Raw genomic sequence first — 11,230 nt, 5'->3', positions numbered from 1 at the left:
ATTCCTTCTAGGGTTCTATCGCTTAGATAAAACTCATATTTCATTTTGTTTAGGATGAACCTATTGTGTTGATGCTCTTTTTTGAGTGCTTTAAATCTTAACAGGATAGCACGGTTTCTCAATAAAACTAAATCCTTGCTTCTCATTTCTTTCCTTCCTTTGTTTTATTCTTGGAGTACCCAAAGATACGAAAATTCTAAATCTTAGAATAGTACAAAAGGCTATTTTTGAGCTAATTTTCGCTAAAATTTCAAAAAGTGCATTTCCAGCGAGTATGGATATTTTTTGTTTGTCTGAAGGGAGACGAGCTCGCCCAGCTCCTGTGTTGGTGAACCCCCATGGGGATTTAAGTGAAAAGGGAAATAGTACAAAAAAAAGCGTTCCTATCAAATAAGAACGCTTTTATAAAAACACCTCTGATGTATGGCAAACAAAAGGCATCTTTCCAAAGTCAGATTAAAATAAAGTTCACAACCGCTATGAGTGACATTTTATGTTAATCTTGTAGGCAAATGTACAAAATATTAGCAATATCATTTATAAATTTGCAATAAACTGAATACTTAGAGAGATGAAAGAGGAAAATTTAAAAGAGATGGTGAAAGTTTTGTATCTGAATGGTTTTGGTGTAGACGATATTTCACAAGTGATGCCCAAAAGCAAAAGTACTTTTCATGCGTGGATAAAGGAAGGAGGATGGAAAGAAGACAAGGAAAGTGAAAAAACCATCACTGAGAAACAATTAGAAATTTTGGAAAACCTAACGGATAATTTAGAGAAGCTTTCAGATGTAGAGAATGAGAATGATTTGAAGGGGGATGAAATAAGCAAAATAACCCTGTCCATCAGTAGATTAATGTCAAAGGAAAAATCCATTGAAGCAACTGTAAGCATTGGCAAGGAGTATATCAAATACCTCCAAAAAGCAGAAACACCCAAAGAGGATTTGAGAATGATAGCAAATTACTATCAAGAATTTTTGAAGTGGAAGGCGAAAGGAATGGGCAGTTAGTAAAATAATTTATAGTGAGAAATAAGGCTCTATACTTAGGATATTTTCATTGATAGCCTTGCGAAATCCATTATCCTTTACACTCCAAAACTGAATACTCAAAGACCCGTTTTTAGACTCTTTTAATCGTAATTGTGTAGCAACTGCTTCACGAAATTCACCAGTAGACTTCTTAACAAATGAGAGCTTTACAATTGCTGAATAACCCCCTTTTACCTCCTTCCAAGCCCATTTGATAGCAAGTCTCCAAGTAATATTGAATTTAGACTTTAATATGTGTGCCTTCTTATTTACTGTTGCCAATGTCTGTGATTTATTCATTTTGTATCTCGTTTAGTATATTGTACGTAGTTATTAGTACAAAGTTATGTACTATGTTTTAATTTTCAAATTATTCTAATTTTTATTCATAGTTTTTTATACATAGCTTTGTACTATAAACAATAATATTATGAAAGTAGAAACTGAAGATTTAATAAAAGTTGGTACTGTGGTTCAAGAAAAAGGGGTAACAGCAAGATATGTGTATTCTTTGATTGAAAAAGGAATCTTTGAAGGTGTCAGAATTGACGGAATGCAATTCATATTTAAGAATAGTAAATATAAAAACTGGACAAAAGCAAAATAACCTCAAAAATCCTTGCAAGAAGCTTTCAAGTCCCTTGCAAGGATTTTTAGGGTTGTTGCAAGAAAGTAAACATTAATAATTATACTAATTGTAACAAAAAAGCTCGCAATCGCCCATATTTGAACTTTATTTATTTTTTGATAATTTGGTACCAATGAACGACAAAGATTTAAAGAGCATAGCAAAAACACTGTTTTTAGAGGGGTTTAGCGTAGATGATATATTGGAGTTCGTCCCAAAGGGGAAAAGTACGATTTATAATTGGATAAATGAGGGAGAGTGGAAAGAGCAAAAAATAAAACTTGGGGATATTGCCGAACGACAAATGATCATAGCTGCCAATCTTACAAAAAGGATTGAGAGAATAACATCAGAGGAGGATTTTAACCCAGACGAAGTGAATAAACTTGCTCTTGCAACTGAAAGAATGACCCGAAAAAATCCAAAAGTTGACGTTTTATTTTTTTATGCAAAAAGATATGTCAAATATATATCAGAGCAAGACCTAGAAAGAGATCAAATATCAATGTTTATTGAGCAACATCAAAAGTTTGTAAAAAACGAATGCAAACGTCTTTTTGGGAAAGATGAGATAGATTAATCTAGTGTTAAAATAACTAAATAATGTTTGCTGGTATCTTCTGCAAATGTTCGGTCTCTATTTTCTGTATGTAGACTTTGGTACTCTTCGAATCCGAGTGTCTTAGAAATATCCTGATAGTTTCAGTATCCACCCCTCTAAGCCTTAATTCTTGTGCAATGGAGTGTCTGAAAGAGTGACAAGTAACAGGCTTCTTTTTATGCTTCAATTCAAGCTCAATCAAAAGGTTATTTACAAACTTTCTGATACTAGAGGTACTTTTCATTTGAAACAAAGGTTTCTCCCTGTCTGATTCGTTCATCTTGACAAACCTTAAATAATTCTTAAAATGTTCCTGCAATGATTCCTTACAAAATTCTATATCAATGGTTGCTGTTTTTAATCCCTTTCCATCCACAACAGTAAGCGTATTTCCCTTGAAATTGAAGTCCTCAATCCTTAGATTAATCACCTCAGCCGTTCGCAAACCTGCATAGTACATCAAAGCAACAATAAACTTTTCCTTTGGATTCTTACAAGCATCTAGGACTCTCAAAACTTCTTCATGTGTCAAACTATCCTTATGATATTCGGCATTGTTTATCTTACGCCCTTTGATGCGTTCTATCTTCCTCAAATCACGCTCCACCCACCTAAGATAATCAATGCGATCATCTTTAATGAAATCCTCAATATGTTCCAGTAGATAGACTGCAAAACTCTTTAAAGGTGCTATCAAATGATTGACTCCAAAGGCAGTTAACTTTTTAGCTGTGGTCGCTCCCTTCTTTCTCTTTCTAGGTACGTCTATTAAATGGTTTCTATAACTGGAAACAATCCGATGAGAGAACAAACCAACTTTGTTTAATTCATTTACATCAATTTCAACCGTAGATTTTTCAGCAAACAATAAATACTCTCTGAAGGCTTTTCTATACTCAATTTTTGTCCTTTCACCCTTGACACCAAATTTATCATCATTCAAAAAGTACTCAAACATCTCGTCAATACTTCCCTCCTCGTACTCAACATTTGGAATAACACTATCAATAACAAATTTACCTATAAAGCCTGCTTTGGGTGCAACTTCCTTGATTAGCTTGTTCAAAGGTGTTTTGTAGGAATTAACCCTTTTGATGTTTTGGTTTTCCTGTAAATGGTTAAGAAACGTATTAACAGATATTTGATTAATGGGATCGGATTCATCAATCAAGTAGTCCAAAAATCTTCTTAGAACGCTAACATACATTTTTGGTTTATAATTTTCTCTCTGGAAAGCACTTACAACCTGTTGCTTGGTAACTATATCACTGCTATTTTTTTTAACTAGTCCTGATTTCTCAATAATAACAATGCTCTCTTTCATATCTGCGAAAAACTTAGATTTGTTATTTACATAACGGTCACAAATACATAATTGTTGCCATTATGTGAGAAAAAATTACATAAGGTCAAAAATATTCTTTTGTGAGAATTTATGTAGACATATTGCCTTATGCAAATATGAAAATTACATACCTACATTTTTTGTCCAGTTTTTGGAATAAAACAGAATTTAAGTTTTTGATTTACAGGAAGTTGCAAGGATGTGAACAGTCCAGTTTTGGCAATCATTTTTGCGACTGAAATTTGATTTTACATAGCTTTTATTTTTATTAAAAATTTTTAAAAAATTGCCCAAGTACTCTTACCAAAAGAGGCATCAACGAAAAAGGCAAACAAAATTCTATAAAAACAACCTATACAGGCTCAAAGGAAAGATTACGAGAAAAAGAGAGTGGAGAAATAGAGAATAAATAAGGAATAAAAGAGAAATTATCGGGAAAAATTTAAAAAATAGTTGGAAGGATTTAGAAAACATCTTATGACTTCTCAATGCGAAGGGTTTCGCTAAAGTTAATTTTGATGTCTAGTCCTTCTAATTTCTTGTCATTGCTTTCCAAAGACTCTAAAAGTTTCTTTTCATCAAGAACAGTCTTGATGAATTCCTTGCTAATATTTTGTAAAATATCGGATGGATATGAATACTTCCTAGCCCTAACCTTCCGAATCTTGAAAGCTCCAAAAGTAGAAGTATTTCCTTTCCAAGAATCTGAGTTATTGCAATACTCTTTGATTTTGTCTTTTATTAATTCAGCTTGTTTCTTAGCCTCCCCTACCCCGTCCATTATCTCAAAATATTGTTGAAAATAGCTTTCAATATTTTCAGAGTTAGGAGAAACATTCAAGCTCTCGTTTTTGCTCTTATTCCAAAAAAACATGGTTCTAAAAATATGGTGAATACAAATATATGTTATTACTATGTAATTGATAATAATAACATAACTTAGAAGGCAAAAAGTAGGTAATATAAATTACATAATATGTCAAAAATTTATATTTGTGACCTTATGTAATTTTTAGGAATGATAGATTATGAAAGTAAATATTTAAAAGACATTAAATAGCTTTTAAAAATCATCTACCAGTAAAGAAAAATGAAATGTCCAAAATAAGAGGAAACGAAAACAAAATAATCTTTGGTGAAGGTCTCAAAATTTTAAGGTCATGGCGTTCCATCAGTGGGAGAGCCTAGCAAAACCCTCCTTTATTTTTCTGGAAATTGGAAGATTTGAAAAAATTGGCAAAAGATTATTTGGAATTTGATTATCGTGAATAAACTTTGGAGACTGTTAAGGGTATGTAATCCCTTGACTTCATTTGCAAACGATTCTCTGAAAACAGTAAGTCACTAAGTTCTTGTTCTGATTGCTCAATGGAAAATCCGAGATGTTTTAGACCAATGATAAAATGAAAATCTCTTATGCTTAGGTCTGAGTATTGAGCATCTACCCTATTTTTCACCTCTTGAACTTTGAAAGGGTCTACAAAGGCACTATGGGGTATAACCAAAGAACTGCTAGACGCTGTTAATTCTGGTTTCTCATAATCCGACCAATAGTTACTAAACCGCTTTTCAAACTTCTTTAGCTTGGCATAAGGATAACCACCATTTTCACCTTTTCTGTAATGCTCGATTTTTCGGTTGGTAAAAGTTGGCATTCTTGCAGGTTGATCAGGCTTGGCAGCTCCTGGATCACCTCCTGCTAAGTTTGCTACTTTCCTGCAAATCTGTAAGGCATGTTCCCTGTTAATGGGGGAGGTTCTGAGATGCAAAAAAGCTTGATAATTTTTTGGGCTAGTTTCCACTAAAAGCATTGGTCTTAGGGAGGCACATTTTTCGAGCTTCTCTTTTGTATCCAAATCATCTATCAAAACATATTGCCAACCTATTGGACAATAAAAGATATTGTATCCTTCATAGTTCTTGAACTTCAAATAAGGAATCATATTAAGCAACCCTTCCTTGCTGACAATTTGCGTTCGTGGTCTCAAATCTCTTGCATCCCCTTTACTTTTTATGATTGCTATTTTAAACCTTATAGAATCATCAAATACGGATAGAAAACTATTGATTTGTTGTTTAGGTCTCATGCTTTTTTTTTGTTCTTTGGGAAACCCCCATAGTGCCTTTTTATTAGTATACATATTATAATTTTATATTAAGGGATGGAAGTTTTTCCTGAAAGGTCTAAAATCAGTATTTAAAGTGTCTTGAGGGGCTTTTCTTGCCTTTGTCTTGGGTACATTATTCCTTGTATTTTTCTGGATGAATGTCCGTATATTTTCCTCGTATTTGATGTTTCCAAAGGGATTTTCATAGTCAAATTTGGATTCATCAAACAAGAATTTCTTTGATGTTCGGTCGTATGAAACGCAATCATAAAAGAAAACATCTAGTAAGTGTCTTGCCTGTTTATTATCCAGTTTTCTACTGTTATGATAAATGGGATCATTAATAAAATTCGTTACTTCTTGTATGGTAAAAGCATTGCCCTTGTCCTCAAACAGTTGTAGCAAAGAATCCATTTGAGAATAATTCCTTTCAAACTCTTGCGCTTTTTTTACAGGTGCTAGACCAAGACAATAAAGCTCCCTTAGTGCAAACAATTCAGCACGTTCTTTATATATCCTTATTTTTGCTACTGATTGAGACCTAATGAAGGCTAAAACCTCTTGTTTTTTTTCCAAGCCAAGATATTTTATTAAAAATAGAATCGTGTCAAGGATTGAACTTACTTGCCTTGATTGCCTTTGCCAAATCTCTTTGAACTCTTTGGTTATTGTGGATGTGCCTAATTTTTGGTTGATGTCTGAAAACCCAAAAGCCTTTCTTAAATCAATTTTGGTTTGCTTTTGTTTGGTGCATTGATAATAGTCTTCAAAAGTATTCTTGAAATCCCTATCCAGCGACTCGTTGATGGTCTCTATTCCTTGTTTTTTTTCTTCAGCAATGGTTGATAAGATTTTTTTTAGCCCATCTTTTGAATCTTCATTAACAGTTACATTTAATTTTTGATAGTTAACATTTTCAGCATAAGAACAAAGTTCTTTGTAGTAGCTTTCTGAGCCTTGAAGCTTGTTTTTGTGAGACCTCACACTTTGAAGAATTGCCGTATCATTTATCTCTAAATCATCAGTGAGGTATAATGATTCAATGCGAAATTTTGCCCTTGCTTCCTTGCCAATTTCATCAACTTTTACAGCGTTGATGTGAGGAGATTCTTTGAGTTTTTGAAGTAAGCGAGACTCTCTTTCTAGTGGCTTCCTTAGCTCCAAGGTTTTTTCAAATTCAGCTCTAAACATCCAGTATTCATTGACCTCTTTATGGGATTCCTTCAGGGTTCTTATTGAATAATGTCTTTGGTAATTGTTCCTACCTCTTTCCTCAAACTGCCATTCATCACAAGGATCAACACAATTCACGTGGATGCTTAAAATATTGCCCTTGATGTCTTTTCCTTCAGCTAGTTTGGCGGTACAAATAACCCCGTCCCAATCTTCTGGCAAAAACCCTGTCTTATTCCAATATTTAAATCCTTCATCTTCCAAGATGTCTAAATTGTCATTATCATATAATTTGACATTCAATCCTAGATGATTTTTACAATAGATTTGGATTGCTTTATTTTCATCCTTTTCCTCATTTCGGACGACTATTTTTTGTCCCTCTTTTCTCTCATTTTGGATGATGTGCAGTGCCTTTTGTAGGCTTGTTCCCTCCCCTGTTACCTCAAATAAATCAACTACTTTATCCCTTCTTGTTGATACCTTGACGGGCTTCATTCTGAAAACATTTGATAGTATCTCCTTTTGGGGGGCTGTACCTGTCAAGCCTATGCAGTAAGGGACTGTCTTTTGAAATTGTTGCAGGGCTTCAGTTGCTTTGTTTCTATAAAACAAACTGTTGAGTGTATGAAGCTCATCTATGAATAGGGCGGATGATTCAGCCTCGAAAAACGTTGTGACCTTGAATAAAGAATCGTAAACAAAAACAATGGGCTTATTTGGGTTCTCTATAAGTTCTCGTTCTATATCCCTTTTCTTCACCCCTGCCATCACACGGATTACATCACCTTTGAAGGAATTGCAAATGTCTTGTGTGGGAACAGCGATAAAAGCCTGTCTGTTGAGGTGCTTGGCTATGCTTTCAATGGCTGTTGATTTACCTGCCCCTGTATTGGCAATTATTGCCAATCTTTTGAAAAAATCTACTGCATGAAATAAATCAGGATTTTGCTTTTGAGCATCAGTAATATACTGATCATAACCTGCTATCTCTAAAAAATCACTGTAATTGCTTTTGGCGAAGAACTTGAAAATATCTGGATTTGAAATCTTAGTTCTTCTCAATTCTGATTTTGATTTGATAAGGTTGCCAATGATTGTAATAGCTTCCTTGCATTGCTCAAATAGGCTAAGTTGTTTTGCTTTAGGTTGTTCGTTCTTGCTGTTTGTGGCTTTTTCCTCGCCCTCTCTTAATCTTCTCATTTTTGTAGTTTTTAATTACTCCAAGAAGACACGCATCAAGAAATCCAGTTTTTATTGCTTTTTTGACTGTTTGGCTAGTTTTTGATTGTACAAAGTTGGAATTTTTTGTACATTTGTCTAAAGTAAACAGTCGTTAAATGTTCTTTTTTATATAAAAAAATACGAACATTTTCGGTTGTTTTAATGGAAAAAGTATATCTTTGTGCTGTTCTGAGAATTGCGAACCTCCCTGAACTTCTAAAGATTTTACCATTAAACTGTTTGTTTGGCTTCTTGATGCTTTGTCTTCTTGAAGCCTTTCTTATTTCAATATTTTGTGGAATATGACCTTTCATATTCAATAGATTCTCCAAATATAGCGAAAAATATCTGCTTAATTTACAAACAATTGCTAAGTTTTTGAACAAGCATTTTTTTCTTTCACTTACAAAACGAATCATACATTTTTGCCCTGTCTCAACATTCCCGAAAAGGTGTTTAAAGCTTTTAAATTTGAATCTTTGCCTTTTTTGGGTATTCACCATTAGAAAATAGATAAAGTTGCTCAAATCTTCTGTATTTGTCTTATAAGGCTATTATAAGCGAATAGCCTCATAAACTTGAAATTTCTTCATTTTTTTTCTTTGATAGCTACACATATTCCTTCTTAGATTTGATTCCTAACCTTTTCTTAGCCTCTGACACTTGAATGACATTCACTTTGTGTTTTTTGCAAAGGGTTCGTGTATCCAATATTCCTTGTTTTAAGTCCTTTTCCAATGCTTTTATTTTATCTGCAATACTTGGCGAATTTTCTTTAAAATCTCTTTGCGTTTCTTGATTTTGTGGGGCAACCCCTGTTTGAAAACCTATTGGGTTTTGAGGCATCATTCCTGAATGATTGGAAGTACCTGAATTTAAATATTGACCACTGGTTTGCGGTAATGCTTGATGCCCCCCGTTCCACATTTGCCAAAATTGATTTACTGTAAAGGTGGGTTCTACTGCTATGTCTTGTAAGTTATGGGATTCCTTCTTGATACGATAGTCATAGTACACCATGTACCAGTTTGAAATCAAAATAGCCAACTCAATAATGAGTATAATTACCAACACCGTATATAGATTAAAACCGTTGGAAGCATTCAAGATATTTACTTGTTCAGTCTGCGAGCCTGTGAGGGTTGCAAGAGCCTTTCTCTTATCAGTATTCAAATCATTCAAACGGGTATCCAATGATTCTAGCTTTTTAGCTGTGGTAGGATTATAAATATTGATTTTGCCCTGATAGGAAACAGAAGCTTTGAAGTCTTTAAGCTCGTTCTGAGTAGACTTTATTTGATTATCATAATAAAGTACCAAACTGTCCTTTTTTACCTCGTGGGAGGCTTGCAAATTGCTTACAGACTTATCTAAGGTATTGTTTAAGTTCTCAATCCCTTTGAGAGAAATAAAACCACTACCAAAGGCAAATAAAATGCCCAAAAATACCATTAATAAACCACCACGAATACCATTATAACTATCTGTCAATCCTACGCCCAAAGCATAGTTTTTTAGGTATTCTAAACCAATAACCAACAAAGCACCCAGCACAATTGCGAGGGGTAGGAGGGGTACAATATTTTGCATGACCCCACCCAACCAAAATGCACCTGTACCAATACTGATAATTGGCAATAAGTAAGATGATACCTTGCTTAGATTTTTTAAGCCTCTATACTTCAAATGGTAGGGCTTGAAGTCAAAACGACTGGATGCCCGTTCAATGGCTTCCACATTATTTTTTTGTTCCAGTAATTGTGATACTTGTTCTTTCATGACAATTTCAGTTTTATGATGTAAAATTTTGTTCCCTCAATAATTCATTGACCCCTGTTCTCTCATAGTATTCCTCCAAAAGTGAAGCAACAAAAAAAAGAGAATAGGCAGTAAGTTTGACATATCTAAAATGATCAGGTATATCTTTAATGTTAGTCCTAGTTTCAGTTAAGTCTTCTATCGTATTATCTGCGAATGGTGAAACTATTGTATCAATAAGCCCATCCATTTGAACTGTCAAGGCTTCTAGTTTATCTTTTTCGTTCATAATAATCCTGTTTTTTGGCTATGCCAAAGGGTACTTTTTCGTATATTTGATAAATAATAATTACAAGTACATAAGTATCATTTACAATTATAAAATAATTATTACAAAAATTGTAATAATTACTTATCTTTTTTTTAAACAATGGAAAACGAAAGCAAATACGGAGAGCAAATTGAAAAGAAGCTAGAAAGGGTGAGAAATATCATCAAAGACGCAAGGCAAAAGAAGAACCTTTCTCAAAACAAATTCGCAAAAATGCTAGGAATGACATCTCAAAATTACAGGAATATTGAGCTAGGAAACAATACGCTACAATATCCAATGCTTCTAAAAATTATGGACTTATTAGGTATTGACAGTGTAGAGCAAAGCGAAAACGACAAGCCAAAGTATGCAATAGACGATGAATTTTTGAGAAAAATAGACAAAAAACTCGACAAGTTGGAAAAACTAGACAAAATTGAAGATATGCTAAAAAATGGACTAACGAATGAAACCAACAACACGATATTGATTGAGGACAAACAAGAAAACCCCAAACAGCTTGACCAGTGAAAACCCCAAAAGAAATCTTCCTTGTAACCCTACTAATTATTGGTTTCATGTTGTGGAACAATCCAAACTGGATAAACCAAAAAGCCACAACCCATGCTAATTCAGAGCCAACCACAACACAAGCTCCTAGAAAGGTCATTATCTTTATCATGGATGATGGCAAAAAGAAGTTCTACAATGTGATCACGACTTCGAAGTCTATGGATGGTATTTTGTCTGAGGTATCAGAAAAAGAGTTAGTCCCAAAGGAAAAAATCATCTTGAAACCACATTCTAATGATATTATCAAGGATTTTCAATTAGAAGACTAAAAAGCAGAATATTATTTCGTTTTATCAGCTCTAAAATCGCGAATTTTGTACACCTGGAACAAATATTATTTGGTTGCGGATGATTGAGGTTCTAGTTACTCGTCCCCTAAGCTAATGCCATGTTGTTCTCGTTCTTTGGTGCTGAAGATGATTCCTTCTAGGGTTCTATCGCTTAGATAAAACTCATATTTCATTTTGTTTAGGA

General features: G+C 33.8%; 13 protein-coding genes. 5 read left to right on the top strand and 8 right to left on the bottom strand.

What is annotated here, in order from left to right; all coding sequences use genetic code 11:
* The first annotated feature begins 571 nt into the window (after positions 1-571).
* On the top strand, positions 572-1,012 hold the full coding sequence (locus AC3DU7_RS13285) for a terminase gpP N-terminus-related DNA-binding protein (protein ID WP_488039816.1): 441 nt from the start codon (positions 572-574) through the stop codon (positions 1,010-1,012).
* Positions 1,013-1,021: 9 nt separating this feature from the next.
* Here the strand turns inward: AC3DU7_RS13285 and AC3DU7_RS13280 are convergent, their stop codons facing one another.
* Positions 1,022-1,333, bottom strand: coding sequence for a hypothetical protein (locus AC3DU7_RS13280; protein WP_488039815.1), 312 nt, complete (start codon positions 1,331-1,333; stop codon positions 1,022-1,024).
* Between the two features lie 130 nt (positions 1,334-1,463).
* Here AC3DU7_RS13280 and AC3DU7_RS13275 point away from each other — a divergent pair, with 130 nt between their 5' ends.
* Both AC3DU7_RS13275 and AC3DU7_RS13270 read left to right on the top strand, forming a co-directional pair.
* Positions 1,464-1,640 carry a hypothetical protein gene (locus AC3DU7_RS13275; protein WP_488039814.1) on the top strand — a complete coding sequence of 59 codons (177 nt, stop codon included), beginning with the start codon at positions 1,464-1,466 and terminating at the stop codon, positions 1,638-1,640.
* 154 nt (positions 1,641-1,794) lie between these two features.
* On the top strand, positions 1,795-2,241 hold the full coding sequence (locus AC3DU7_RS13270; RefSeq protein ID WP_488039813.1) for a terminase gpP N-terminus-related DNA-binding protein: 447 nt from the start codon (positions 1,795-1,797) through the stop codon (positions 2,239-2,241).
* A gap of 16 nt (positions 2,242-2,257) precedes the next feature.
* Here AC3DU7_RS13270 and AC3DU7_RS13265 read toward each other — a convergent pair whose 3' ends face one another.
* The 7 genes from AC3DU7_RS13265 to AC3DU7_RS13235 all read right to left on the bottom strand — a co-directional run bounded on the left by AC3DU7_RS13265 (position 2,258) and on the right by AC3DU7_RS13235 (position 10,159).
* Positions 2,258-3,586, bottom strand: a complete 1,329-nt coding sequence (locus tag AC3DU7_RS13265; RefSeq protein WP_488039812.1) for a tyrosine-type recombinase/integrase — start codon at positions 3,584-3,586, stop codon at positions 2,258-2,260.
* A 496-nt stretch (positions 3,587-4,082) separates the two neighbouring features.
* Entirely contained in the window at positions 4,083-4,481 is a 399-nt protein-coding gene (locus tag AC3DU7_RS13260) for a hypothetical protein (protein ID WP_488039811.1), read from the bottom strand.
* Positions 4,482-4,866: 385 nt separating this feature from the next.
* On the bottom strand, positions 4,867-5,748 hold the full coding sequence (locus AC3DU7_RS13255; protein WP_488039810.1) for a DNA-primase RepB domain-containing protein: 882 nt from the start codon (positions 5,746-5,748) through the stop codon (positions 4,867-4,869).
* Between the two features lie 9 nt (positions 5,749-5,757).
* Positions 5,758-8,091, bottom strand: coding sequence for a DEAD/DEAH box helicase family protein (locus AC3DU7_RS13250; protein WP_488039809.1), 2,334 nt, complete (start codon positions 8,089-8,091; stop codon positions 5,758-5,760).
* Positions 8,092-8,165: 74 nt separating this feature from the next.
* Positions 8,166-8,615 carry a hypothetical protein gene (locus AC3DU7_RS13245; RefSeq protein ID WP_488039808.1) on the bottom strand — a complete coding sequence of 150 codons (450 nt, stop codon included), beginning with the start codon at positions 8,613-8,615 and terminating at the stop codon, positions 8,166-8,168.
* 106 nt (positions 8,616-8,721) lie between these two features.
* Positions 8,722-9,891 (bottom strand): hypothetical protein, encoded by a 1,170-nt coding sequence (locus tag AC3DU7_RS13240; RefSeq protein ID WP_488039807.1) that lies wholly within the window; start codon positions 9,889-9,891, stop codon positions 8,722-8,724.
* Between the two features lie 13 nt (positions 9,892-9,904).
* Complete coding sequence (locus AC3DU7_RS13235) at positions 9,905-10,159, bottom strand: hypothetical protein (protein WP_488039806.1); 255 nt, start codon at positions 10,157-10,159, stop codon at positions 9,905-9,907.
* A 141-nt stretch (positions 10,160-10,300) separates the two neighbouring features.
* Here AC3DU7_RS13235 and AC3DU7_RS13230 point away from each other — a divergent pair, with 141 nt between their 5' ends.
* Positions 10,301-10,714, top strand: a complete 414-nt coding sequence (locus AC3DU7_RS13230) for a helix-turn-helix domain-containing protein (RefSeq protein WP_488039805.1) — start codon at positions 10,301-10,303, stop codon at positions 10,712-10,714.
* Entirely contained in the window at positions 10,711-11,025 is a 315-nt protein-coding gene (locus AC3DU7_RS13225; protein WP_488039804.1) for a hypothetical protein, read from the top strand. The genes AC3DU7_RS13230 and AC3DU7_RS13225 overlap by 4 nt, the downstream gene beginning before the upstream one ends.
* Positions 11,026-11,230: the final 205 nt, after the last annotated feature.

Source organism: Okeania sp. (assembly GCF_983059655.1).
Note: the sequence above shows the minus strand (reverse complement) of the source record. Positions and strands in the feature narration are given on the sequence as shown.

Bases quoted from the DNA above. Each gene is read 5' to 3' on its own strand.
- AC3DU7_RS13285 (WP_488039816.1), top strand. From the start codon at position 572: ATGAAAGAGGAAAATTTAAAAGAGATGGTGAAAGTTTTGTATCTGAAT.
- AC3DU7_RS13280 (WP_488039815.1), bottom strand. From the start codon at position 1,333: ATGAATAAATCACAGACATTGGCAACAGTAAATAAGAAGGCACACATA.
- AC3DU7_RS13275 (WP_488039814.1), top strand. From the start codon at position 1,464: ATGAAAGTAGAAACTGAAGATTTAATAAAAGTTGGTACTGTGGTTCAA.
- AC3DU7_RS13270 (WP_488039813.1), top strand. From the start codon at position 1,795: ATGAACGACAAAGATTTAAAGAGCATAGCAAAAACACTGTTTTTAGAG.
- AC3DU7_RS13265 (WP_488039812.1), bottom strand. From the start codon at position 3,586: ATGAAAGAGAGCATTGTTATTATTGAGAAATCAGGACTAGTTAAAAAA.
- AC3DU7_RS13260 (WP_488039811.1), bottom strand. From the start codon at position 4,481: ATGTTTTTTTGGAATAAGAGCAAAAACGAGAGCTTGAATGTTTCTCCT.
- AC3DU7_RS13255 (WP_488039810.1), bottom strand. From the start codon at position 5,748: ATGTATACTAATAAAAAGGCACTATGGGGGTTTCCCAAAGAACAAAAA.
- AC3DU7_RS13250 (WP_488039809.1), bottom strand. From the start codon at position 8,091: ATGAGAAGATTAAGAGAGGGCGAGGAAAAAGCCACAAACAGCAAGAAC.
- AC3DU7_RS13245 (WP_488039808.1), bottom strand. From the start codon at position 8,615: ATGGTGAATACCCAAAAAAGGCAAAGATTCAAATTTAAAAGCTTTAAA.
- AC3DU7_RS13240 (WP_488039807.1), bottom strand. From the start codon at position 9,891: ATGAAAGAACAAGTATCACAATTACTGGAACAAAAAAATAATGTGGAA.
- AC3DU7_RS13235 (WP_488039806.1), bottom strand. From the start codon at position 10,159: ATGAACGAAAAAGATAAACTAGAAGCCTTGACAGTTCAAATGGATGGG.
- AC3DU7_RS13230 (WP_488039805.1), top strand. From the start codon at position 10,301: ATGGAAAACGAAAGCAAATACGGAGAGCAAATTGAAAAGAAGCTAGAA.